Origin of the sequence: Paenibacillus sp. FSL K6-1217, from assembly GCF_045040735.1 — a bacterium.
In the GTDB taxonomy this organism is placed as follows: domain Bacteria; phylum Bacillota; class Bacilli; order Paenibacillales; family Paenibacillaceae; genus Paenibacillus_AQ.
In genome coordinates this window covers 7,207,499-7,231,489 of sequence record NZ_CP150271.1, presented here as the reverse complement: position 1 = coordinate 7,231,489, position 23,991 = coordinate 7,207,499, and the positions used below count along the sequence as shown (strand labels likewise).

At 53.5% G+C, this 23,991-nt stretch carries 19 protein-coding genes; 4 read left to right on the top strand and 15 right to left on the bottom strand.

Translation table 11 applies throughout. From position 1 onward, the window contains the following. Window positions 1-60 precede the first annotated feature (60 nt). A complete protein-coding gene (locus MHH28_RS31670; protein WP_405109577.1) occupies window positions 61-546 on the bottom strand; it encodes a TetR/AcrR family transcriptional regulator in 486 nt (161 codons plus the stop codon). 62 nt (window positions 547-608) lie between these two features. Between MHH28_RS31670 and MHH28_RS31665 the strand changes: the two genes are divergently transcribed. Then, window positions 609-1,508 (top strand): hypothetical protein, encoded by a 900-nt coding sequence (locus tag MHH28_RS31665; RefSeq protein ID WP_405109574.1) that lies wholly within the window; start codon window positions 609-611, stop codon window positions 1,506-1,508. A gap of 177 nt (window positions 1,509-1,685) precedes the next feature. On the opposite strand, the gene MHH28_RS31660 is transcribed toward MHH28_RS31665, so the two are convergent. Continuing rightward, window positions 1,686-3,581, bottom strand: a complete 1,896-nt coding sequence (locus MHH28_RS31660; RefSeq protein ID WP_405109571.1) for a PrkA family serine protein kinase — start codon at window positions 3,579-3,581, stop codon at window positions 1,686-1,688. 170 nt (window positions 3,582-3,751) lie between these two features. On the opposite strand from MHH28_RS31660, the gene MHH28_RS31655 reads away from it, so the two are divergent. Beyond that, on the top strand, window positions 3,752-4,642 hold the full coding sequence (locus MHH28_RS31655) for a DUF2161 family putative PD-(D/E)XK-type phosphodiesterase (protein ID WP_405109568.1): 891 nt from the start codon (window positions 3,752-3,754) through the stop codon (window positions 4,640-4,642). Between the two features lie 517 nt (window positions 4,643-5,159). On the opposite strand, the gene MHH28_RS31650 is transcribed toward MHH28_RS31655, so the two are convergent. The 4 genes from MHH28_RS31650 to MHH28_RS31635 all read right to left on the bottom strand — a co-directional run bounded on the left by MHH28_RS31650 (window position 5,160) and on the right by MHH28_RS31635 (window position 8,923). Beyond that, window positions 5,160-5,933 (bottom strand): hypothetical protein, encoded by a 774-nt coding sequence (locus tag MHH28_RS31650; RefSeq protein WP_405109565.1) that lies wholly within the window; start codon window positions 5,931-5,933, stop codon window positions 5,160-5,162. A 31-nt stretch (window positions 5,934-5,964) separates the two neighbouring features. Continuing rightward, entirely contained in the window at window positions 5,965-6,657 is a 693-nt protein-coding gene (locus MHH28_RS31645) for an ABC transporter ATP-binding protein (protein WP_405109562.1), read from the bottom strand. Between the two features lie 324 nt (window positions 6,658-6,981). Then, complete coding sequence (locus MHH28_RS31640) at window positions 6,982-8,199, bottom strand: PLP-dependent aminotransferase family protein (RefSeq protein ID WP_405109559.1); 1,218 nt, start codon at window positions 8,197-8,199, stop codon at window positions 6,982-6,984. 67 nt (window positions 8,200-8,266) lie between these two features. Further along, complete coding sequence (locus tag MHH28_RS31635; protein WP_405109556.1) at window positions 8,267-8,923, bottom strand: response regulator; 657 nt, start codon at window positions 8,921-8,923, stop codon at window positions 8,267-8,269. Window positions 8,924-9,294: 371 nt separating this feature from the next. Here MHH28_RS31635 and MHH28_RS31630 point away from each other — a divergent pair, with 371 nt between their 5' ends. Both MHH28_RS31630 and MHH28_RS31625 read left to right on the top strand, forming a co-directional pair. After that, complete coding sequence (locus MHH28_RS31630) at window positions 9,295-9,702, top strand: hypothetical protein (protein WP_405109553.1); 408 nt, start codon at window positions 9,295-9,297, stop codon at window positions 9,700-9,702. After that, on the top strand, window positions 9,699-10,766 hold the full coding sequence (locus tag MHH28_RS31625; protein WP_405109550.1) for a phosphodiester glycosidase family protein: 1,068 nt from the start codon (window positions 9,699-9,701) through the stop codon (window positions 10,764-10,766). Before MHH28_RS31630 ends, MHH28_RS31625 begins: the two co-directional genes overlap by 4 nt. Window positions 10,767-11,152: 386 nt before the next feature. On the opposite strand, the gene MHH28_RS31620 is transcribed toward MHH28_RS31625, so the two are convergent. The 9 genes from MHH28_RS31620 to MHH28_RS31580 form a co-directional block, all read right to left on the bottom strand. Further along, window positions 11,153-11,407: an AbrB/MazE/SpoVT family DNA-binding domain-containing protein gene (locus MHH28_RS31620; protein ID WP_405109547.1), complete on the bottom strand. Its 255-nt coding sequence runs from the start codon at window positions 11,405-11,407 to the stop codon at window positions 11,153-11,155. Between the two features lie 153 nt (window positions 11,408-11,560). Beyond that, complete coding sequence (gene trmL, locus MHH28_RS31615) at window positions 11,561-12,025, bottom strand: tRNA (uridine(34)/cytosine(34)/5-carboxymethylaminomethyluridine(34)-2'-O)-methyltransferase TrmL (RefSeq protein ID WP_209991414.1); 465 nt, start codon at window positions 12,023-12,025, stop codon at window positions 11,561-11,563. Window positions 12,026-12,213: 188 nt separating this feature from the next. Further along, on the bottom strand, window positions 12,214-13,305 hold the full coding sequence (gene serC, locus MHH28_RS31610; RefSeq protein ID WP_405117360.1) for a 3-phosphoserine/phosphohydroxythreonine transaminase: 1,092 nt from the start codon (window positions 13,303-13,305) through the stop codon (window positions 12,214-12,216). 105 nt (window positions 13,306-13,410) lie between these two features. Further along, entirely contained in the window at window positions 13,411-14,295 is an 885-nt protein-coding gene (locus MHH28_RS31605; protein WP_405109544.1) for a hypothetical protein, read from the bottom strand. A 496-nt stretch (window positions 14,296-14,791) separates the two neighbouring features. Continuing rightward, window positions 14,792-17,539, bottom strand: a complete 2,748-nt coding sequence (locus MHH28_RS31600) for a GH36-type glycosyl hydrolase domain-containing protein (protein ID WP_405109541.1) — start codon at window positions 17,537-17,539, stop codon at window positions 14,792-14,794. 942 nt (window positions 17,540-18,481) lie between these two features. Then, window positions 18,482-19,906, bottom strand: coding sequence for a type I glutamate--ammonia ligase (gene glnA / locus MHH28_RS31595; protein WP_340942542.1), 1,425 nt, complete (start codon window positions 19,904-19,906; stop codon window positions 18,482-18,484). A 282-nt stretch (window positions 19,907-20,188) separates the two neighbouring features. Then, window positions 20,189-21,235, bottom strand: coding sequence for a 3-deoxy-7-phosphoheptulonate synthase (gene aroF, locus MHH28_RS31590; protein ID WP_209991419.1), 1,047 nt, complete (start codon window positions 21,233-21,235; stop codon window positions 20,189-20,191). Between the two features lie 292 nt (window positions 21,236-21,527). Next, window positions 21,528-22,484: a 4-hydroxy-3-methylbut-2-enyl diphosphate reductase gene (locus MHH28_RS31585; RefSeq protein ID WP_405117359.1), complete on the bottom strand. Its 957-nt coding sequence runs from the start codon at window positions 22,482-22,484 to the stop codon at window positions 21,528-21,530. A gap of 57 nt (window positions 22,485-22,541) precedes the next feature. After that, complete coding sequence (locus MHH28_RS31580) at window positions 22,542-23,990, bottom strand: sensor histidine kinase (protein WP_405109536.1); 1,449 nt, start codon at window positions 23,988-23,990, stop codon at window positions 22,542-22,544. Window position 23,991 lies beyond the last annotated feature (1 nt).

Below are 23,991 nucleotides of genomic sequence, written 5' to 3'. Positions count from 1 at the left end.
GGGACTGTTCCAGACTTGCTGTATTCCCGGCTTATCAGGGCAGGATGTCTGCGAAACTTGCTAGCGTTGCATATCTGTCAAGCCTTGCATAATGAATTCAACCATATAATCCAGGAGCTGCGGAAAAAAGCTTACCCCGATCTCGTCCCTGTGGATATCGATATACGGTATGGAGTTGAACAAGGCAAGAATCATCCCGTCCTCCAGGTCTGTTCTGATTTTCCCCTTGGACTTCCAGTTGCGGATTAATTCCAGCATGCCGCTGTTCATCATCTCCTGAATTCCCTCAATCCCGCCATGCTCGAAGAATTCCTTCTCCAGCTTGTTGAAGAGTGCCTTATTATACCATTCCTTCAAGATAGGGTTATCATTCATCACGCTGTAATTAAGCTCCATCATCTGCTTAAGCACCTTGGCGGGCTCGTCCTCCAGATTGACCTTGGCCATCATGCTCCGCTTCAGCTCTTCATTCTCCCGCAGGAAGATCTCTATGAACAGAGCATAGCCATTCAGGCATTTCAATCCACTTTTATATTCATCTGACACGTATCACTTCCAATATTGGCGAATAGGCTATTGTAATGAATTCAAGAATGGAGGTATCCCGCATGAATTACAGGAACGAAGATTCGGACCGTCAAGCTCACCCGTCAGGCTATCGGCATTTGCCGCAGCCCTTCCCTTATTCGCATTACCACTACCTGGTCCGCCCGGAGACTTCTGAGGAGACCGCTCCGAAGATCGCTAAGCAGAGCGTAACGGCCAGGAATACGCAGACTGTCCGGTTCTCCGAACCTCAGGCTGCTCCAAGTCAGCTTGAGAATGACCATACGGAGGACAAAATGGGCGGCTGGCAGCAGCTTCAGAATGCCAGCAAGCCGCAGGCTGTCCTGGAAAGCGGACATCCGGCGGCCGTGAACAAACCAGTGAACGACCATCCCGGAGCAAGTCAGACGGAGGGAAATGGAATTCATATCGATACGGGAGGCGAAATCGGAGGCAAACACGGCATTGGCTTACACGCCGGCGGGAATCTGGCCTACAGCGGCGCTAATCTTAAGGCTGGCGGCCATATCGGCAGTTCCTCCTATGGGATCGAAGCCCAAGGCGATTCTCATTTGGGGGGCGGGCAAGGCCTGGGAGCAAACGCCGAAGCCCAGGCCTTCGGCAAATACGGAGTGGCTGCACAGGGCAAGGCGCAGCTCGGCGGCGGACAGGGAGCTGATGTCCAGATGGGCGCGCAGGCCGGGGGCGATCACGGGCTGAATGCAGACGCGGGCGCTCATCTGGGCCTTAGTCAAGGCGCAGGTTTTGACTCCCATGTTCAGCTAGGCGGCAAGAAGGGCATCGGGGCTGAAGCCAAGGCCCAATTCGGCGGCGGGCAGGGAGCCGGCATCGGCTTGGGCGGACAGCTCGGCAAATATAACGGCCAATTCAGCTTCAAGATTGGCGGGAAGCACCAGGAGCCTATAGAATCTCAGGAATCTCAGGAGGAGCAGGAGAATTAGGAGCCTTCAAGAGGATAAGGGCTCACCTGATCATACCGCTTGTCCAGTCTGCACTGCACGGCTTCGCTACTCAGCGGCTCGGGCAATATAGACAACATAAAGGGAATATCCCTAAGCCATTACGATGGCCCGGGATATTCCCTTTTCGCTGAAGCGGTAAGTTTAAGGGGAGCGGTGTCAGCGGTTCAGCAGGCTTCCGACATATTTCAGCAGCTCATTGGCGCAGATCGGGCAGTAGTTATGCTCATCGATCAGGCGGCGGCTGACCTCGTTGATCCGCTTGAGCTGGCTTTCATCCGGTGTCTTGGAGGAAGTGGTGATTTTGACGATATCCTTGAGATCCGTGAACAGCTTCTTCTCGATGGCTTCCCGCAGCCGGTCGTGGTTGTTGTACTCGAACTTCTTGCCCTTGCGGGAATAGGACGATATCCGGATCAGAATCTCCTCGCGGAAGGCCTTCTTGGCATTCTCGGAAATGCCGATCTGCTCTTCAATAGAGCGCATCAGCCGCTCATCCGGCTCCATCTCTTCATCGGTGAGCGGGTCACGGATTTTGGACCAGTTGCAGAAGGCTTCGATGTTGTCGAGGTAGTTCTCGAACAATGTTTTGGCGGATTCTTCAAAAGAGTAGACGAACGCCTTCTGCACTTCGCTCTTGGCCAGAATATCGTATTCCTTGCGGGCAATGGAAATAAAGTTCAGATAACGCTCGCGCTCCTCCTTCGTAATCGAAGGATGCTGATCCAGACCGTCCTTGATGGCACGCAGCACATCCAGCGCATTCATGCATTGCAGATCGCCCTTGATCAGGGCACTGGAGATGCGGTTGATGACATAACGCGGATCGATGCCGGACATGCCTTCGTCCAGATATTCGGTCTGCATCTCCTTCAGATCCGCTTCCTTGTAGCCCTCGACCTCTTCGCCGTCATACATGCGCAGCTTCTTGATCAGGTCCATCCCCTGCTTCTTGCTCTCCTTGAGCCGGGTCAGGATCGAGAAGATCGCCGCCGCGCGCAGCGCGTGAGGGGCAATATGCACATGCTTCATATCGCTCTGGCCGATCAGCTTGGCGTAGATCTTTTCCTCTTCGGAGACGCGCAGATTATAGGGAACCGGCATGACGATCATGCGGGACTGGAGCGCTTCGTTCTTTTTATTGGAGATGAAGGATTTATATTCGGTCTCATTCGTGTGGGCAATAATCATCTCATCTGCCGAAATTAACGCAAACCGCCCGGCCTTGAAATTGCCTTCCTGGGTCAGCGACAGCAGATTCCACAAGAATTTCTCATCACATTTCAGCATTTCCTGGAATTCCATAATCCCGCGGTTGGCCTTGTTCAGCTCCCCGTCGAAGCGGTAGGCCCGCGGATCGGATTCCGAGCCGAATTCCGTAATGGTGGAGAAGTCGATACTGCCGGTCAGATCAGCGATATCCTGCGACTTCGGATCGGAAGGGCTGAATGTGCCAATCCCCACCCGCTCCTCTTCTGACAGCAGCACCCGGACAACAGTTACTTGCTCAATATCCCCGTGGTACTCATTCTTCAGCCGCATCTGGCAGGACGGGCACAGATTGCCTTCAATCCGCACACCCAGCTCGCGCTCAATCTCCGGACGCAGCTCCAGCGGAATCAGATGCAGCGGGTCCTCATGCATCGGGCAACCTTCAATGGCGTATACCGCTCCGGCATCCGTGCGCGAATATTGCTCCAGGCCGCGCTTCAGCAGCGTGACCAGGGTAGACTTCCCTCCACTAACCGGTCCCATCAGCAGCAAGATCCGTTTGCGCACATCCAGCCTCCGGGCGGCGGAATGGAAATATTCCTCCACCAGCTTCTCCACCGCACGGTCCAGTCCGAAGATTTCCTGTTCAAAAAACTTATACCGTTTACGTCCGTTAATGTCCTCGACGCCGTGTGACTTGATCATGTCGTATACGCGGGAATGAGCTGTTTTGGCGGGAGAGGGGTCTACTCTAAGCAGTTCTATATAATCCTTGAAAGTGCCGCTCCACGCCAAACGGTTGTTCTCAGCCCGATGCGTTGCTATACGCTCAAAAATATCCATGGCTCGCTGCCTCCTCTTGCGCTCCTACTTGCTCCACCAAGCTTAGAAAGTGTATTACATACCTATGCGGCGAGCCCGGAATAGTTGACCTCTTTTTTGCTGTGCTATAATAGAGAATCATGATTTCTATAGAATAATTACGCTGCAATTCAGGGCAGGAGTGAATACGAATGGCGATCAAGCAGGAGACGGAGCTGTATGCTCCTTTGAAGATTTTTTTTGAGCGGCAAGGCTATGACATCAAGGGTGAGGTGCGGACCTGTGATCTGGTGGGCATCCGGGAGGACGAGGCCCAGCCGCTCATTGTGGAGATGAAAAAATCGTTCAATCTCGCCCTGCTGCTGCAAGGGATTGAACGGCTGCGGCTCAGCCCTAACGTCTACCTCGCGGTAGAACGCGTCAGGGAGAAGAAGGGCGCGGTCAACCAGCGCTGGGGCGAGCTCACCGGGCTGTGCCGCCGGCTCGGCCTCGGGCTGATCACCGTCGTCTTCTACAAGACGAAGGCCCCGCTCGTCGAGGTGCTCGCGGAGCCGGGCGAGGCGCCGCCGCAGGCGCGCAGTGCGGTCCGCCGCCGTGAGCGGCTGCTCTACGAGTTCCGCGAACGCAGCGGAGACTACAACACCGGCGGCAGCACGCGCGTCAAGCTCGTGACGGCCTACCGCGAGAAGGCGCTGCGCGTGGCACTCGCGCTGCAGGCCCTGGAGGCCGAAGCCGCTCAGGCGGCCGGCCTCGGCGGGGGGCGCGCGGCGCTGGGCGGCGCGCCGGGCACTGCCAAGGCCGCCGGGGAGACGGCGGCCACGGGTACGGCAGCAGCAGCGGGTGATGCTGCTGCGGGCCCGGGCCCGGCGGCTGCGCACAGCCGGGCGGAAGGCGCGCGCGGCGTCACGCCCGCCGCGCTGCGGAAGCGCAGCGGCGTGCCCGGCGCCGCGGCGATCCTGCAGAAGAACTACTATGCGTGGTTCTTCCGGGTGGGTCGCGGCCGCTACACGCTCACGGCCGCTGGACAAGCGGCGCTGATCGAGTATGCGGCGATCGCGGAGATCAGCGCGGGCAAGCTGTAGCTCTGCGCCCGGGCGGTGGCGGATCTCACCGGGTACGTCCACCCTCAGATGCGTCGCGGCCCGCCGGGCCGTTTACTGCTCCGTCTTCCTGACGCGGACCCCCGCCTGCCCATCCGCTCACTGCTCCGCCTGCCGGATCCATGACATGAGCGATTCACGTAATCATGAGGCGTTCACACTGAACTGCCCGGCCAACAGATGGAGAATCAACACTTAAATTGTTGAGTTATCCCGGGTAAAAAAGATTAATTGGATAAACAGCACTAATTACCTGTTATTATGGAGTAAATGGCATATTCCAGCCGAATAAATGTACTTTATCCAGCTAATATCCCATATCTCATAAATTCAGCGAAATTAGATGCTCTTTTTCCAGCTATCTATCTCAACAGAATAAAGTTACCGGACAGGCGCAACACCAGCACATATTTTCGGGTTTTTCATACTTTCGGCCCGCTTACCTCCCCCAGCTCTTCACTTGTCTAACGAATGACGGAGCCCGGCGCTTACCATCCGCTCATTTTCCGTGAAGCTCATATTTGCGCCCGTTCAGCAGCAGACTGCCCACAGCCCCGGCAAGCAGCGCTACCAGCAGATTCATGCCGACAGACAGCCAGTTAATGGTCTCGTTAATGTTGGACGGCTGTTCCCGGCCCGTCGGACTCACCGTAAGCAGATTCGCATACTGCTTGAAGCTGGCTGACGCAGAGGATCCGATGCTGAAATGCTGGCTGCCGCGGATCACCAGAGCAAACTGGATGCCGGTAATAAGAACGATGAGGGCAGCGATACAGAGGTGGCTCAGCGCCGGCTTACGGAATCTTTTGGCAGCCGCAAGAGCCAGACCGATCAGCGCCAGACCCGCTGGAAGGCTGCACAGCTTGGAGAGAATAAAGTATGTAATGCCCAGTGCCGGGCTTGTGGAGTGCGCGATCCGCAGCTGGTACAGCCCTTCGGGATTCAGGAACACATCGGGTAGAGTGGTGGACCAGACTGCGGTAAGCCCCAGCATGAAGACGGCAGACTTCACACCGAACAGCGAAGAGGTTCTTAGCGGCAGCAGATGATTAATCGGCATCGTCCCCGTGAAGAACTCCTTGTAATAGTCCATGTAGATATAGACCGGCAGCAGAATGCCTATGACCATATTGACCAGCAGAAAGACGAAGGCTATATCCTGTCCCCGGTCAAACAGAAAATACAAATTAGCCAGACCGCTTAAGACGGTGAAAATAGCAAAGACGGCGAAATGCTTCCGGCATTCCAGCTTGAATTGATGCAATTGAACCATGGTGTTCTCCCCTTTTCTTGTGTATAGCAGCTCAAATCAGACGTTTGAATAAATCCTCTATCGGCATACCGTGTTCCCGCCGCAGCTCCTCGACGCTTCCCTGCAGCAGCACCTTGCCGTCATTCACAAATACCACATCCGTGAACAGGCTTTCGACATCGTGAATCAGATGCGTACTGATCAGAATCGAGCTATCCGGATCAAAATTATCCAGAATAATCCCTATGATCTTATCCCGTGTGGAAGGGTCCACCGCCGCCAGCGGCTCGTCCAAGACGAACAGCCGGGCCTTGCGTGCGAACACCATCAAGAGGCTGACCCGCTCCTGCATCCCTTTGGACAGCGACTTGACTTTATCCTGCAGCTTCAGACCCAGCGCTGCAATCATGCTGTACGCCTTCTCCCGCTGAAAGTCGGCAAACGAGTGGTCAAAAAAAGCAATGCTCTCTTCAATCGTCATCCACGGATACAGGAATTCACGGTCCGGCATATAAGACACGATTTTTTTGGTTTCCAGGCCGGGGCGTATGCCGCTGACCGTAAGACTCCCCTTATAATCCCGCAGCAGAGAGACAATCAGCTTCATCAGCGTCGTCTTCCCCGCCCCGTTAGGCCCCAGCAGCCCTACTATTCTTCCTTTGGGAATCGTCAGACTGAGGCGGTCCAGCGCGGTCTTCTTCCCATAGCGTTTTGTTAAATTGCTGCACTCCAGTACATTCTCCATCGCTTGCATTTCCGCATGCATCCCCTTCGATAGGCATTAGTCTACATTGTGTTTCTTTTCACAATACATTAGACGCCTGTTATTCTTAATCCCCTGCACGTCAAATAACCCCACAAACTCTCCCCCACAAAGTGAAGTAATGCTTCGGTGTTAATTCAAATACTTTGCGGGGACCCCGAAAACACTGCACAGGGCGGGCTTTAGCTCCGATGATGATTCATGTACTTTGCAGGGGCCCCGAAAACCAAAAAAACCGCCGGCCGTCAAGGCCAAGCGGTCACTCTTCCTATAAGACTTCCTATCCGTCATTCACCTGATGGTTTCCTAGCTGCGGGCCGTGAACTCAGTCACCGCTTCACTCATCAGGTTCATCCCGAGCAGCAGCTCATCCCGGCCGGGATGGCTGAAGTTGAGCCGGATGCGGTCCGAGCCCCCGCTAACACTGCAGAGCGGACCCGGCAGGAAGGCAACCCCCTTGAGCAGGGCTGCCCGCAAGAGAGCCATAGCGTCCAGTCCTTCGGGCAGCGATACCCAGAGGAACATGCCGCCGGACGGCATATCGTACACGCTGCTCTTCCAGGCCGGGCGCTTCAGCAGCTCCGCCATCAGCTTCAGGCGGGTATTGTATTCGCGGTTCAGCAGGGCGATATGCTCCCGCAGATCGAAGGCCGACACGCTGAGCAGATGATGCAGCAGCCGCTGGTTCAGCGAGCTGGACTGCCAGTCCGCCATCTGCTTGGCGGCAGCCATCATGCCGATCAGCTCGCGGCTTCCTGCCGCCCAGCCCGTCCGCAGTGCGGGCGCGACCGTCTTGCTGAAGGAACCGATATACAGCACATGTCCGCCTTCACTGACATTCTCCAGTGCATAGAGGGTCGGATATCTCTTCGAGGGATGGCCTTCGCTCCGCTGGAAGTGCAGATCACCGTAGGAGTCATCCTCCACGATCAGCACATTATGGGAGATGCACAGCTCCAGAATCTCTTGCCGCCGGGCCAGACTCCAGAGCACACCGCTGGGATTGGTAAAGCTCGGCGCAGCGAACAGCATCTTGGGCCTGTAACTGCGGATGGTGCGGCGCAGATGATCCGGCAGCAGGCCGTCCCCATCCCCCTGAACCGGAATAATGACGGCCCCCTGCATCCGCAGCGCCTGCAGAATACCTGGAGAAGTCGGATTCTCTACCAGCACATGATCTCCGGGATCAATATACACTCTGGACAACAGATCAATGGCCTGCTGGCTGCCCGTTGTCAGCAGCACTCCGCCATCGGCTACCGCCACTCCCTTACTGCGGAGCCAATCTCCGGTAAGCCATTCGCGGAGCGGGCCATACCCCTCAGGCTCCCCGTACTGCAGTGCACTGGCATCTGTGGAGATGACGGTCGATGCCGCCTCAGACAGCAGTGACAGCGGAAATAATTCTTCTGCCGGGAGCTCCTCCGCCAGCGAGATCAGCGTACCCCGGCGTGTCTCTTTACGGATACTCAGCAGCGGTGAAGATAACAATGTATGTGCGCGCGAAGAAAACTCATACTTCATACGCTTCCCCCCTTTATCTGGTTTAAGAATATTCCAGTCCTGATGCCATTATGTCGTAATACAGGGTTTATGCGTAGATTTGCTTGTTCTGTCTTGAGAAGAGCGCGAACTTCTCAATGGCCTGCGCCCTGGTCGATACTTCCAGCTTCACATAAATCTTGCGCAGGTAGTTATCGATTGAACGGCGGCTGACTTCAATTTCAAGTGCGATCTTGTCGTATGTAATTCCTTGCACAATGCGTTCCATGATGAACATCTCGGTCTGTGTCAGCTGCAAGACTCCCTCCAGCCCTCTGGAGGAAGCTACCGGACGAAAGCCCTTTTCGATCCAGTCCAGCGGAATGGAGAGGAAGCCTTCGCGGATTCCGCGGATCATCTGCAAAAGCTGACCCGGAGTGGCTCCCTTCGACAATACCCCGCTGGCCCCCAGTTCAATCAGGGGCAGGAACATTTCCTTATCGTTCTCCTCTGTCATGATAATAATGTTCGAGCACGGTGAGATTTTTTTCATATCCGGCAGTACCTGCTCTACGGTTCCATCATGCATCTGATAGTCACTCAGCACCAGATCAGGCCGGAACTCCTCCAGACCCGCCAGACATTCTCCCCAGGTAGCGTACATGCCGTCTACCGTCAGCCCTTTTTCATCTTCCAATATTAATTTTGTTCCCAGCATACTTGTGGGATGACATCCCACGATGACCACCCGCCAGACCTTCGTCATTAATGCCCAGACCTCCTGCTATCTATATAATTTTCCAGAATGGAAAGCGCTGTAAGCGTTCCCTGTCAACACGCAAGCAAGGATCTATGCTGTCCTGAGTCTAATCTTCCTACTTTTACCTTGAATACGTCCATCAGATATTCCAATCTATAGAAATTGTATCGCAGTAGTTTAACAGGATGCAATTACTTTTTGTCGTTTCTGCGCGGCTCTTTCACTTTTGCGAAAAACCTGAAAGTCTGATAGAATGAGAACTTGAAAAATCACCCCACAAAGTGAGGCTTTGGCTTCGATGTTTACTCAGATACTTTGCGGGGACCCCGAAACATGTAAATTCTTTATCTTGAAAAAAAATGGCTTGAGGTGATGAAATGCAACCGCTAGCGGAATCGACCCGGGTACACTCCCGCCGGAGCGCGGAGAGAAGCGGCTCGCCCGTAAAATGGTTTCTATTGTTCTGGATTCTGATGATCGCGCTCGGCGTATATGCCGTGTACAGCTACACCAATCATCTGAAGGATCAGGTGCTGAGCGAGCTTGGATCTCAAAGCCAGCAGCAGCTTACCGTATTGAAAACCGACTACGAGTCCAAGATTGCTGTCCTGTCAGAACAGGTGAAGGAGCTTCAGAGCACCGTGCAGACGTTCAATGAGCTGCTGACCTTCACCAAGGATAATGCCAGCAACAAGACAGACAATAGCAACAAGCTGTACACGCAATTAAGCGAGGTCAAGAAACAGCTTGATACGCTTAAGAAAGAGATGGATCTGCTGAAATGATGACTCCTGTCAAAAGAGTGAACCGGTTCTTCATGCTCCTGACCGCTCCATTGTTCGGGCTGCTGCTCTGTCTGTGGCTGTACCAGCCGCCGCTTGAGCTGAAGCTGAATACCGCCCCCTTCGCAGCTGACCCCGGACCCGTGAATGAAACCGCCCGATTGAAGCAGGATTTGGCTGTAGCCAAGAGCAACGCCTCCTATACCATAGACTCTATCGGCACCAGCGCACAGCTCTACAAGCAGACCACCAGCGCCATGAACGCCCTGGTCAGCACAGCAGCAGCGCAGACCACCCGTCCCGAGCGGATCTACAACCGCCGGATTACTTCCCGGCTCGGCATTCCCGCCGATGTGATCAGCAGCGACCGGATTACCATTGAATTATACCGGCTGAATCCCGGCAACTATACAGCATACGCGATGAAGATTAAACTGAAGGACTCCTCAGCCATGAAGATGAGCCTGGCCGGTGACGGCACAGGCGCTTCCGAGACCACACTGCAGGCCGTGAACCGCTACGGTGCCTCGGCAGGGATTAATGCCGGAGGGTTCGCCGATCAGAACGGCAAGCGTTATCCGCTCTCCACCACCATTGTCGGCGGACAATACCTGTACGGCTTTGAGCCCAGCTACAAGGACCTTAGCTTTGTCGGTTTGAACAAGTCCGGCCAGCTAATCGGAGGCAAATTCACGAGCCGTGCCCAACTGGATCAGCTGGAGCCGGTATTCGGGGCAACCTTCGTCCCTGTTCTGCTGAAGAATCAGAGCAAAACAGCCATTCCGCTGAAATGGCAGCTGGCCCCGAAGCGGGCACCGCGGACCATCATCGGCAACTACAAGGACAATCAGCTGCTGATTCTGGTCGCTGACGGATATAACGAGAATGGCAACTCCGGTGCTACACTGGCTGAGCTGCAGGATAAACTGTACAATCTCGGTGTCATCGATGCCTACAACCTGGACGGCGGCGGCTCATCCTCGATGATTTTCCGTGGAAAGGTCATTAATAAGCCTTCCGACGGCAATCTGCGCCGCGTCCCGACGAACTTCCTGTTCTTCAAATGAACCAGCACACATCCGTCAATGCCAAATATCACATTTTCATTTATTTTTATAGAGTAAAAGGGTATACTCAGGATAACGAAAAATAGTCACTAATGGAGGTGCCTGGATGTCGTTCTCCCTGACTTTTTGGATCGTGACCCTGGTATTCGTACTGTATCTGGCAGGAATTCTTACTTCTTCCTACAACGACGACAAGACTAAGGGGCTGTAACCGGCTCCCGCGAACAAGCCGCCGGATGTATACCACAAAAAGGAGCACCGCACTGATGTGCGGCGCTCTTTTTGTGTGGTTCACTATTCACCGAAGCCGAGTCCCAACCAGCATCCATGTTATAGGACGCCGCTGTGGCGTTTTACCCTATGTAGATAAATGATGCGGTCTACGCTTACGCGTGTCTTGGCAATTGGGTCATTTCGGAAAGGCAGCTTGAACAAATATAACGGTCTTTATATTCGCTTACGCCTTCAATAGATCCACAGAAGACACACTTCGGACGGTAACGCTCCAGAATAATGTGGTCGCCCTGAACCAGAATCTCAACAGGGTCACCTTCATTCATTTGATACCTTTTACGCAGAGACTTAGGCAGAACAATTCTACCCAGCTGATCTACTTTACGTACAACGCCAGCAGGTTTCATATCTAACTTACACTCTCCTGTTCAACTTATAATTAGTAGTGCCATTTCTGACTTCCAAGTTCACGTACCCTATTACTTTCTTCGGCACTAATCAACTATTTCGTTACTAAAATGTCGAATCCTGCTGAAAAAAATAAAAAATGTTGTCAACTTTTAGAAAAGTTGTGGGAAATCAAGCTGCCGCAGTGCTTCATAGACCACAATCGCTGCCGAATTGGACAAATTCAGCGATCTGACCGCCTCGCTCATCGGCATCCGCATCGCCGTTTCCTGACCAGCCTCCAGAATCTCTGCCGGCAACCCCTTGGTTTCTTTACCGAACACGAAAAAGTCTCCATCGCGGAAGCTGAAATCGCTATAGCGCTTCTTGGCCTTGGTGGTCGCGTAGAAGAATCGCCCTTCCTGATACTTCTCCAGTACTTCACTGAAGGAATTATGATATTCAATATTCACCGCATGCCAATAATCAAGTCCGGCACGCTTCAGCGTAGCATCGTCTGTGCGGAAGCCCAGCGGGTGCACGAGGTGGAGATGAGTTCCTGTAGCCGCACAGGTACGGGCGATATTGCCGGTATTCGCCGGAATTTCCGGTTCCACCAGCACAATGTGTAAAGCCATAATACGGATGCTTCCTCTCTGTAGGGTCTTAAGGGCTGCGGCGGAGTAAGTACCCGCTGCACCTTCCCTGACCCTGTGATGTTTTGTTGATGCTGCTTGCAGGTACAGACCGGACCGGACAATATCATTAGGCTATGGGCAAGAAGAAACCTTCCGCTGCCAGGCGGAAGGTCAGGAACGTTCTTTCATTACCCTTGAGTTTGCCGGAAATGCTTCATGAAATCAGCCAGCGCCTTAACGCTCTCATGCGGAACCGCATTGTAGATCGAAGCGCGCAAGCCGCCTACGCTACGGTGTCCCTTGAGGCCGACAAAGCCCTCCGCTTCGGAAGCTTTGATGAACTGCTTCTCCAACTCCTCCGACTGCATCCGGAACGTTACATTCATGATGGAACGGCTGCCAACTTCGGCTACCCCGCGGTAAAAACCGTCGCTGCCGTCGATATAATCATACAAAAGACCTGCTTTGTCACGGTTCTTGGCTTCAATGCCGGCGAGGCCGCCCTGTTCCTCAATCCATTTTAACACTTCGTTAACCATATATACAGAGAAGGATGGCGGCGTATTGTAGAGAGAGTTGTTCTTGTAATGAGTATCATACCGCAGAATCGTCGGAATATTCGCCGGAGAACTGGAGATCAGCTCTTCCTTGGCAATCACAACGGTGACGCCCGATGGTCCGAGATTCTTCTGCGCACCGGCATAGATCAGGCCGAACTGGTTCACATCGAAGTCACGGCAGAGAATATCACTGGACATATCGGCAACCAGCGGAATGTTACCGGCATCAGGATACTGTGCATACTGCGTGCCTTCAATCGTCTCATTCGAGGTGACATGCAGATAAGCGGCATTGTCCGCAGCCTTGATGCTGCTAAGCTCGGGAATCGCCAGGAATTTCTTGTCTGCCGAGGATGCGGCTACATGACCGCCGCCTGTAAGCTTGGCTTCCTTCAGGGCTTTGTCGGCCCAGCTTCCGGTCATGACATAGCTGCCGACCTGGCCTTCAGCGATAAGGTTCATCGGAACCATAGCGAACTGTGTGCTTGCTCCGCCTTGAATGAACAATACCTTGTAGCCCTGCGGATTGCCGAGGAGCGAAAGCAGGCGTTCCTGAGCTTCATTATGCACGGATTCGTATATCGCCCCGCGGTGCGACATCTCCATAATGGACATTCCGCTCTCCCGGAATTCAACGAACTCCGCTTGTGCACGTTCCAATACTGCCAGCGGCAATGCTGCCGGACCGGCATTAAAATTGTATGCTCTCTTGCTCAAAATAACCCCCACCCTTTCTCTCCTATGAATATGGATATCGCTATGATAGCAGATAACGTTAAACACCAGCAAGTATAATTATTCACATATCAGGGAACCCGGGCGCATTCAGGAAGCTGAAAATCGATAGCTGCGGCTCCACCCCTTGCTGTGACGCGGTAAAATAGTGATATCAGCAAAAACCTCGGGAGAAATCACATGCTTGTCACCCCACAGCGCAATCCGCTCAGCAGCGAAATCTCCGCTCTCTCTGATACTGGCCCCGGTCGGCTTATGGATCAGCTCCCAGTAATAATCTCCCTCCGCCTGCTCCCAGCCTTCGAGTCTGCAATAGAATTGGCGGTCCGTTTCCCCGGCCCAAGTCAGGCTATTCCCGTCTATGCTGAGCAAATTCTCCGTATAAGCAGATTCCGGGGCCACGATCTGCGGCGTTCCCGGCAGCCTAAGCTCATAATCCGTGCCTACAAGCGCCCCATCAATGCCGACAAAATTATGAATATACTCTTCAATCCGCAGCACTTCAGTCCCTGTATTCTCTACTCTATAGAAAATGTCCAGCCGGTTCCCTTCCAGCTTCAGCGTCTTGACCAGCCGCATGCTGTAGCCCCGGCATTCCAGCGGCTGCACAGTGTATGTAACCGAGTCTCCACTCCACTCTTCTGTGACCGGGAATGGCTTAAGCGGATACTCCCCTACGAATGAATAAGGCTCATCCCTTTGCTTCTGCAGCAGCCCGATGCCGGGTTTGGGGAACCATTCCCCAGGAGCAGCATCTTCATAGCCAATTGCCCGGGAAATGCCAAACTCATTGCAGAGGCCTATCCCTCCCGTACCCTGCCCGGGCACCAGACTTTCCGGAACGCAAAAGGTATGTCCGCCCTGCTCCAGCGTCACGCCTGTAATAAATCCGGTCCAGTCAAAACGGGTGCCTCCATAGGCACCTACATCAGCAATCTCTACTGTCAATACTCCATTGGATAGTACACGTGTCATTGAACTCTTTCCTTTCTGTCCTGAATAGCCGCAGCACTTCCTATCATAGCATTTCCTGGGTAAATCTATATAAGACACATTTAAATTTTGAACTTGAAGCTTCATCGTCACTGTGGTGAACATTTGGACTTCCGGCCGCTGCCCGTCCCCAGATTTCATGATTTGAACAGCTCTTCTCGGTTGAAATCCGGTGACTGTCTATTGCTTACGATGCGAGCTTTCCTGCGGAAAGCTTTCAGGCGGACGCTACCGCTCCCACAGTTCCAAATTTCCCTTCCGCTTCTTTTGCTTTTTGTTTATCTCTTTAGTGCTTCTCATATATCCTTAGTATTAGGATACAAGCGGAAACGGCTTTGCCGTCCTTTAAAAGGACTGTACCGTATCAGCGAGAAATAGAAGGATAAGTTATCGTGTGCAACATATAATTTCTTATATTTTCAAAAAGCCTGCTCTGCACGGACCGGCAGAGCAGGCGATAGAATTCAGCAGCTCCGGCTTAGGCCAGTTCTACCTCCAGCAGATGAATCTCTCCTTCGGGCAGGCCTGTCAGCAGGCTGCGAGGAATCACAGCACCCTCTGAGACGCGCTGAAGCGTTACCTCAGCTCCGTTCAAGCGCACTGCGTGTATTTGATACTCTCCGTACTCCGTGCTTCCAGAAGCCGTATAGACGACTTTCAGCTCGCGTCCGGCAAAGATAGTCTTGATCGAGGCGCTCTTATCGCCGTCAAATTGTTCATTCACCAGCTTCGGCTGCAGCAGCAGGTCGCCGAGCTTGCCTTTGACGCCAAATACCTCGGTCACCATCGTCAGGAGCAGCCAGCTTGCCGATCCAGTCAGATACGTGTACATTCCTCTGCCCTGCTCATTGATATATTCCGGAATTCCGGGATACATCCGGCTGACCTCGAAGTTCGCACTCAGGTTATACAGTGAATCCAGCACTTTGCGGCCTTCTTTGACGTATCCGCGCTTATACAGCGCATTGCCGTACATAACGGTCATGTGGCTGAACATCGCTCCGTTCTCCTTGTGTCCGAAGGCGAAGCCGAACGCCCGGCCCAGATTCTGCTGAATGCCGCCGAAGTTGCTGTTCAGACGGTAGCCGATGTTCTCATCATACAGATTGCGCTCTACCGCAGAGATGATCGCAGGAATCTGTTCTGGAGCAGCCGCGTGGCCGAGGAGCGGAAAGACCTGTCCGGTAAGCGTCATCCGTGTGCTCTCAGCCCATTCCCCTTCTACACGTTCGCCGTCATTATTATAATAGCCGTTGAACCAGCCGTCGCCGTGTCCGCTCTCTACCCATTCATTGCGGCGCAGGTGATCGAAGATCCATTCCGCCTTGCGGGCGAGATCTGCTGCAACCTCTTCAAGCTTCAGAACGGCTCTTACCCCGCTCACCTTATTCGGTGCAGCAGCATAGAAGCGGCTGAGCAGTTCATGCTTGGCCGTCACCGATTCATAATTAACAGCTTCGCCGAGTGAGTCAAGCAGCAGCACCATCTCTTCAGCCAGCTCCAGCGTATCTCCGCCCGTCCGTTCCTTCAAGGTATTCAGCAGCTTGGACAGATCGAGCAAGTTACTGGCATAGAAGGCTGTGAACGTGACACTTTCGCCCCGCTGTGCCGCCATATCGAGGCCATCATTCCAGTCCGCTCCTTCCAGCAGGATGTTGTTATGCTCACCCACATTGAAGAAAGGAACCAGATTCTGCAGCAGGATATGCTCCAGAATCGTACCTGTATATTCTTCGCCCGCAGTTGTCCGCAGGCTGCTTCCTGCACCCGGCTCCCAGGAGGCATCGCGGTCCTTACAGCGGTTCATGAAAGTATCGCGGAAGTAGGTCTGCTCCTGCAGCAGGAAGTCCAGATCCCCGCTCTGATCCAGGTACAGCATGGTCGTCAGGAACGGCCACGCACCATGGTCCATCCAGACCCGGGGAATATTGTTGCGGTCGGCAATGAATTCGCCCGGCTGCTGCCCGATGATCGTGGCATTGCTGCCGTCTATCCGAACTCCGGCATAATTGTTCAGGAGCAGGCTACGCACATCCGCAGGCTCCATAATCAGCAGCGCCAGGCAATCCTGCCAGAGATCGCGCCAGCCGCGTCCCCCTCTGCCATAATCGTGGTAAGGCAGGAACGAGTTGCCGTACAGTCTGCGCAGCACCGGCTGCAGCGTCACCCATTTCATCCATTCGTCGGCGGCATGATCTCCGGTATGGAATTCTACCGTATTGACTTTATCCGCCCAGAAGCGCTTATTCTCTTCAAGCAATGTATCAAAAGCCGCAGCCGAGCCATATTTCGCCATCAGCGCCTGCACATCGATTCTATCATTGTCAATCGCCATGGCTACGACATAAGCATGGCTCTGACCCGGCTCCAGGGTGATCGTAGCGAACCGCAGTCCCCCCAGTGCCTCATATCCTTCCCATGCCACTCCGCCTTCTTCCCCAACCGGCGGAGCCAGATTGTTCACAACGGCTTCCGGCCAGTCCAGGCTTCCGCCCTCCCCGATGAATTCCTCCTGTACCGGGAATAATCCTGTTGGCAGCGCTCCGCCCCCGTCAGCCCCGAATACCCCGTACGAAGTATGATTCACCCGGTGGCCGCGTTCGTCGAAGGACAGAGCAGGCTGCACCTCTACACCATAAGCCGAAGTATGTATCCGGTTCAGCAGTGAAGTGACATGCCGGTGATCGCGCAAATCGTCCGCTGACCGCGCATACAGCGGGATAGCCGCAGTGGGCGTCAGCGTCAGCGCTTCCGTCCCGCTATTCGTAAGGACCACCTTCATCAGCTCAACCTTATCGTTGCCGCAGGGCACGAAGCTTGTGATCTCAGCTCTCAGCCCCAGCTCCTTACTCTCCCGCGTCACCCGATGCCACAGAAGTCCTGCCTCCAGCACTGATTCATCTGCCGCTTCGCTATAGAATGCCGCATTCTGCCGTGCAGAATTGCCCGCAGCCGACCAGGCTCCCTTGCCTTCAATGTATACCCAAAAATTACGCGAGGCACGGGAATTATGCAGATCCTCCACCGAGATTGGCGGTGTCAGAAAGGTATTATGGCCCGAAGTCGCCTGACCATGCAGCTTGGGACTGACCGAGGACATTATGCCCCCTTCATTCACTAGCGGAAAATATAAAAAGCTGCTCCGGTCCGGCTGCTCCAGCCGGAAGTCCCCGTTATTCCCGGTGAAGCTCCAGCCTGTTCTTGTCACCTTTGATTGATCCTTCATTACATTCATCCTCCCTGTTCCCTGACAGCAGATCTCTTCTTGTAACACATGAACACATAACCGCATATCTACGTAACCTCATGGCCACATAACCTGGTATCCATATGACTGCATAACCCGAATCCGCTTTCCGAAATCGGTTTCGATTTTATTATCACACCGTAATTTCCCTTTGTAAAGCGTTTTTTGTGACTTATGAGTATAGATTGAGGTGCAAAATTTATACTCCCAAGGTCAGAGTACCACAGTAAATTGTAATTTTATTTCATTAATACTATTTAAATAACGAAACTTTACGAAAACACAATATAAAGCTATTTGTAACAAGTGCGAACGGGGGTCCACATTTACTCAACTTACCCACTTTTGCCGAATTCAGGTGCACTTGTGCTCTTCATTTAGCTCGTTTGCCCACTTTTGCCCGATTCAGGTGCACTTGTGCTCCTCATTTAGCTCGTTTGCCCACTTTTGCTGGATTCAGGTGCACTTGTGCTCCTCATTTAGCTCGTTTTCCCCTTTTGCCGAATTCAGGTGCACTTGTGCTCCTCATTTAGCTCGTTTGCCCACTTTTGCCGGATTCAGGTGCACTTGTGCTCCTCATTTAGCTCGTTTGTCCACTTTTGCCGGATTCAAGTGCACTTGTGCTCCTCATTTAGCTCGTTTGCCCACTTTTGCTGGATTCAGGTGCACTTGTGCTCTTCATATTTACTCTCCCTCAGCTTAATCAGCAGCAGCAACAGTGGGGGTTATCCCTTTCACCTTTCACCTTTCACCTTTCATCTTTCTACTTCCTCCTCTCACCTCTCCCTCCGGCACGTACTGCCGCCACCGAAAGTTTGGTTACACGAAAAACACACAAAAGCCCCCGGAATCAATGATTCCAGGGGCCTCTCTATGCAGCTATTGCTATATTACCATCAGCACATTGGCTTAGCTTATCTCTTATACGTCGAAGTACAGGGAGTATTCATGCGGATGAACGCGGATGGCAACGGCTTGAGCTTCGGAACGCTTCAGGGCGATATAGTTATCGATGAAGTCTTTGGTGAATACGCCGCCCTCTGTCAGGAATTCGAAGTCCGCTTCCAGTGCATCCAGAGCTTCATCCAGGGTACCCGGAACGCTGCGGATCTTTTCTTTGTCTGCATCAGACAATTCGTAGATGTTCTTGTCCAGCGGACCGTAGCCCATTTCTTCAGGGTTGATCTTCTTCTTGATTCCGTCCAGGCCGGCCATCAGCATAGCGGAGAAGGCCAGGTAAGGGTTGGCAGTGGAGTCCGGTGTACGGAATTCGATACGGCAGCCCTTAGGAGTCACAGCAGCTACCGGGATACGGACAGCAGCGGAACGGTTACCCTTGGAATAGACCAGGTTGACCGGTGCTTCATAGCCGGGAACCAGACGTTTGAACGAGTTGGTGCTTGGGTTCGTCAGCGCGATCAATGCAGGAGCATGATACAGGATACCGCCGATGTAGTGCAGCGCCATTTCACTCAGGTTAGCATAGGCGCCTTTTTCGTAGAACAATGGAGCATCGCCGTTGAAAATCGATTGGTGAACGTGCATTCCGCTACCGTTATCACCGAACAGCGGTTTTGGCATGAAGGTGGCTACCTTGCCGTATTGGCGTGCAGTGTTCTGCACAATGTATTTGTAAGTGAGGAGATTATCAGCTGTTTTCTTCAGGGTGTCGAAACGGAAGTTGATCTCCGCCTGGCCCGCTGTAGCTACTTCGTGGTGGTGGCGTTCGATTTCGAGGCCCGCTTCACCAAGCAACCGGCACATTTCACTGCGGATATCCTGCTGGGAATCCACTGGAGCTACAGGCACGTATCCGCCCTTCACGCCAACCTTGAAGGCCATGTTGCCGCCTTCTTCCTTGCGGCCAGTGTTCCATGCAGCTTCCTCGGAATCTACGTAGAAGGAGGAGGTGTTCATTCCGCTCTCGTAACGGACATCGTCGAAGATGAAGAACTCGGATTCAGGTGCGAAGAATGCCGCTGTACCTACACCGCTGGATTGCAGGAATTCTTCAGCCTTCACTGCGATACCGCGCGGGTCGCGCTCATAACGTTCGCCGTCAGGTGTGAAGATGTCGCACATAATGTTCAGTGTCGGGTGAGCAGTGAACGGGTCAATGTAAGTAGTGCTTGGATCAGGCATCATTACCATATCCGACTCTTCAATCCCCCGGAAGCCTGTAATGGAAGAACCATCGAATGCTACTCCATTTACAAAGGTTTCTTCTTCAACTGCGGATGCTGGCAACGAGATGTGGTGAGCACGTCCACCCAAATCTACAAACCGGAAATCCACCCACTCGATATTGTTTTCCTTGATCGTCTGCAATACTTTTTCAACCGACATGCTTAATTCCTCCCCAGATTCCGAACATTAGGCCGCTCATCGTATCAAATGTTCTTGTTTTTATTTTTTTGCTGTCGTCATTATAAATCGCATACCTAACATCGTCAATGCTTATGTCAGGTATTTCTTGCGACAATGTGAGATATTCTGACGCTTTGGTGAAAATGTAAAATTCATCCGGATTCCATGTCACCTTTGTCCTCTATGCAGCAAAAACAGCCCTAAACCTCCGCCCTGAAGCGGAAGAAGAGAGCTGTTCAATAGTCATTATACACTTGAAAATTATACTACAGGTGCAGCCTCCAGAGACGGGGAGAACTTGCGGCCCACCAGCGGTGCCAGCTTCTCCAGATCCCGCAGCAGGCTGTCGAATTGCTCAGGGAACAGGGACTGCACGCCGTCCCCGGTCATGGAGTTGTCGGGGTCGGTATGCATCTCGATAATCAGACCGTTGGCGCCTGCTGCAACCGAAGCCTTGGCCATAGGGGCTACCAGCTCACGGCGTCCGGTGCCGTGGCTCGGGTCAGAGATCACAGGCAGATGACTCAGGTTCTGCAGCACAGGAATGGCCGACAGATCGAGCGTGTTGCGCGTGTAGGTCTCGAAGGTACGAATGCCGCGCTCGCAGAGCATGACATCCCGGTTGCCCCCGGCAAGGATATATTCCGCCGCATTCAGCAGCTCATCATAGGTCGCACTGAATCCGCGCTTCAGCAGCACCGGGCGGCCGCAGGTGCCCAGCTTGCGCAGCAGGTCAAAGTTCTGCATGTTGCGTGTACCGACCTGCAGAATATCCGCATGCTCGGCACAGATATCCACATATTCCGGCGTCATAACTTCAGTAATGGTCAGCAGGCCGTGACGTTTGCCGGCTTCCGCCATCATCGTCAGCCCTTCCACGCCAACCCCCTGGAAGCTGTACGGTCCGGTACGTGGCTTGAAGGCCCCTCCGCGCAGCACCTGGCCGCCGGAAGCCTTGACCAGCCGGGCAATCTCATCGATCTGCTCTGGAGATTCCACGGCACATGGACCGCCCATAATGACCATATTCTCTCCGCCGATCTTCACTCCGCGGATATCGATAACCGTATCCTCCGGATGGAAGTCGCGGCTTGCCAGCTTGTAGGATTTGGTAATCTTCACCACATTCTCCACGCCCTTCATCTGGCGCAGATGCTCGGCAAGCTTCGGAGTGACGCCTCCGACCAGTCCGATTACGGTATGGTCAGCCCCTACAGAGAGGTGGACCTGCAAGCCTTCCTTCTCAATCACGGCAATAATCTCATTCACCTGTTCCTGAGGTGTTTGGTTGGATGTAATAACGATCATATTATAGCTCCCCTTTTGGACCCGTATTAGTGTTGTTGGATAGACCGGCCACTGCTGATTCTCCATTTACTATCTCGCTACGACGCGTGTACGCTTTTAAGCACTAAAGTGATTTTAGCGCATATTCCCCTTTCAGTCAACCATTATTCCCCTGGCTCCGCGTGAATTCTATGTGACAGAACATCGAGTGACATTCTTTTTTCGCAAAAAAAAGCAGCACCACCCTCTCAGGCCGCACTGCCGATTAATCGCTATAAGTACATAGTAAGGGTGTTATTGCTGTTCAGAGCTGTCAGCTGGTGCTTGCGGTCTTATTCTTCACCGGCGGCAGGAGCTTCGCCATATTGACCGTGCGCTTGATCTCCCAGGTCTCCGGCTTCGCTTCGTCATACTGCTCCAGATAATTAATAACTTCCTTGGTGATCGGTGTCGGCGTAGAAGCGCCGGAAGTCACACCTACCTTGGTGATTCCCTTCAGCCAGTCTGTATTCATCTCGGATACATCCGAGATACGATAGGCTGTTACGCCGGCAATCTCCTCCGAGACCTGCGCCAAGCGGTTGGAGTTATTGCTGCGCGGATCACCAACAACAATAACCAGCTCACACTGGCCTGCCTGCTCAGCGACAGCTTCCTGCCGCACCTGCGTAGCCATACAGATCTCATTATGAACCTCCGCGCCGGGGAAGGTCTCCAGCAGCTTACGCATAATATGCTTGATATCCCACTGGCTCATTGTGGTCTGATTGGTAATGACAATCCGTGAGGAAGGAATAGAGAGACCGGCAATGTCCTCTTCCTTCTCGATCAGATGGACATGCTCCGGCGCAATTCCCACTGCACCCTCAGGCTCCGGATGGCCTTTCTTACCGATATAGATAATCTCGCAGCCTTCTTCTACCTTCTCCTGGATGAGGTCATGCGTCTTCGTCACATCCGGGCAGGTGGCATCTACCGTGGTGAGCCCTTTGGCGCGTGCCATCTTACGGACCTCTGGCGAGACGCCGTGCGCTGTGAAGATGACTGTTCCCTTATCTACTTTATCTAGAATATCCAGACGGTTATGCCCGTCCAGCGTAATGATTCCGTCGTCCTCGAAGGAGTTCGTGACATGGCTGTTGTGCACAATCATGCCCAGTATATAAATCGGCCGGGGCAGATCCAGGTTCTGCGCAGCCTGCCGTGCCATCACCATAGCATCAACTACGCCGTAGCAATAACCCCGGGGAGAGATTTTGATGACTTCCATGAATTCACCGCTTTCTGCTGTCAATGACTGCTGTTATAGGAGCCACTCAATTATACCCTATTCCAGCGGCGGGGCAAAGAGAAGCGGCAACCAGATCACAAAGGTAGTCCCTTCCCCCTGCCGGGTAACCACCTCAACAGAGCCTCCATGCTCCTCGATAATCCATTTGGCAATGGACAATCCGAGCCCGATGCCCTCCGTAATTCCTCTGGATTCGTCTGCACGGTAGAAGCGGTCGAAGATATGCGGCACTTCATCTTTGTCCATCCCGATTCCCGTATCGGCAATACGGATTCCCACCTGGTTCTGATACAGCAATGCATCCAGCGTAACCTCGCCGGCCGGGGTGTATTTGAACGCATTATCGATGAAAATAAACATCATCTGCTGCAGATAATCCTTGTTGCCCAGGATATATTTACCGTTCAGATGGCCCATCTCACCCACAGACCACTCTGCTTCACGCGTCAGGAACGACGCCCGGCGGGCCACTTCAGTCATCATCGGCTCCAGCGCCACCGGCTCGATCTCGAAGGTCCGGCCGGTATCCGCCCGGGCCAGGGAGAGCATATCCGCTACCAGACGGCTCATGCGTGCCGCTTCATCGGCAATATCCTTCACTGATTCAATCGAGAGCTGGCGGATATCCGCCTCGGACATCCGGCTGTCCTGCGGATCCATCTCCCAGACCTTTTGCAGCAGATCGATATTCCCGCGGATGGTTGTAAGCGGTGTCCGCAGTTCATGCGAAGCATCCGAGACGAAGCGGCGCTGCGTAGCATAGGCCTCCTCCAACCCCGTATAGAAGCCCTCCATCCGCCCGAGCATACTGTTCACCGTCTCAATCAGCCGCCCGATCTCATCCTGCGGACCGTCATATACGATCCGCGAGCTGAGGTCAGTTCCCGTCTGTATCCCGTTCGCCGCTTCAATGACCTTGCCAATCGGACTCATCGCCTTACGTGCCAGGAAGAGGCCGAAGGTGAAGGCTGCGAGCAGGGTAGCGAAGGAGCCGGCCATCAGAATATTCTTCAGCCGGTTTAGCAGGGTGACCTGCTCTCCTGTATAGACGGCGACCTGAAGGACAGCAGGGAAACTGCCGTTATTGAGATTGATGTCGAAGCCCTTTTGATAGATCAGAAAAGGATTGCCGCCATAGCTGGCTTGCAGGAACCCCTCCTGTCCGGGGAGGTCCTCCTTGGCGGGAACCTTGAACTGCAGGCTGATCTCCGCCATGTTCGCACTGGGGACCAACCTTTCCAGATCATAGATGTACATCTGGGCGAACAGGCTTTGGCCCGCAGGTCCGCCTAGCACCGGCTGCAGCGTGCCGTCAGAAGTCAGCCCCTGCTTCAGTTCAACCTGATGGGACTGGCTCAGGAGCCGGCTTTTCAAATCGCCATACGTATTAATATAGACAAAGCCGTAGATTACGGCCGACAAGACCAGCAGCATAACGGCAAGAATCCCTGAATACCAGGCAGTCAGCCGCAGTCGTATGGACATA

Coding starts and splice junctions, on each gene's coding strand:
- MHH28_RS31665 (WP_405109574.1), top strand. CDS start 609: ATGAATTACAGGAACGAAGATTCGGACCGTCAAGCTCACCCGTCAGGC.
- MHH28_RS31605 (WP_405109544.1), bottom strand. CDS start 14,295: ATGACACGTGTACTATCCAATGGAGTATTGACAGTAGAGATTGCTGAT.
- MHH28_RS31625 (WP_405109550.1), top strand. CDS start 9,699: ATGATGACTCCTGTCAAAAGAGTGAACCGGTTCTTCATGCTCCTGACC.
- MHH28_RS31645 (WP_405109562.1), bottom strand. CDS start 6,657: ATGGAGAATGTACTGGAGTGCAGCAATTTAACAAAACGCTATGGGAAG.
- MHH28_RS31635 (WP_405109556.1), bottom strand. CDS start 8,923: ATGACGAAGGTCTGGCGGGTGGTCATCGTGGGATGTCATCCCACAAGT.
- trmL (WP_209991414.1), bottom strand. CDS start 12,025: ATGGCTTTACACATTGTGCTGGTGGAACCGGAAATTCCGGCGAATACC.
- MHH28_RS31655 (WP_405109568.1), top strand. CDS start 3,752: ATGGCGATCAAGCAGGAGACGGAGCTGTATGCTCCTTTGAAGATTTTT.
- MHH28_RS31640 (WP_405109559.1), bottom strand. CDS start 8,199: ATGAAGTATGAGTTTTCTTCGCGCGCACATACATTGTTATCTTCACCG.
- aroF (WP_209991419.1), bottom strand. CDS start 21,235: ATGATCGTTATTACATCCAACCAAACACCTCAGGAACAGGTGAATGAG.
- MHH28_RS31620 (WP_405109547.1), bottom strand. CDS start 11,407: ATGAAACCTGCTGGCGTTGTACGTAAAGTAGATCAGCTGGGTAGAATT.
- MHH28_RS31630 (WP_405109553.1), top strand. CDS start 9,295: ATGCAACCGCTAGCGGAATCGACCCGGGTACACTCCCGCCGGAGCGCG.
- MHH28_RS31650 (WP_405109565.1), bottom strand. CDS start 5,933: ATGGTTCAATTGCATCAATTCAAGCTGGAATGCCGGAAGCATTTCGCC.
- MHH28_RS31585 (WP_405117359.1), bottom strand. CDS start 22,484: ATGGAAGTCATCAAAATCTCTCCCCGGGGTTATTGCTACGGCGTAGTT.
- MHH28_RS31600 (WP_405109541.1), bottom strand. CDS start 17,539: ATGAAGGATCAATCAAAGGTGACAAGAACAGGCTGGAGCTTCACCGGG.
- MHH28_RS31660 (WP_405109571.1), bottom strand. CDS start 3,581: ATGGATATTTTTGAGCGTATAGCAACGCATCGGGCTGAGAACAACCGT.
- MHH28_RS31580 (WP_405109536.1), bottom strand. CDS start 23,990: ATGTCCATACGACTGCGGCTGACTGCCTGGTATTCAGGGATTCTTGCC.
- glnA (WP_340942542.1), bottom strand. CDS start 19,906: ATGTCGGTTGAAAAAGTATTGCAGACGATCAAGGAAAACAATATCGAG.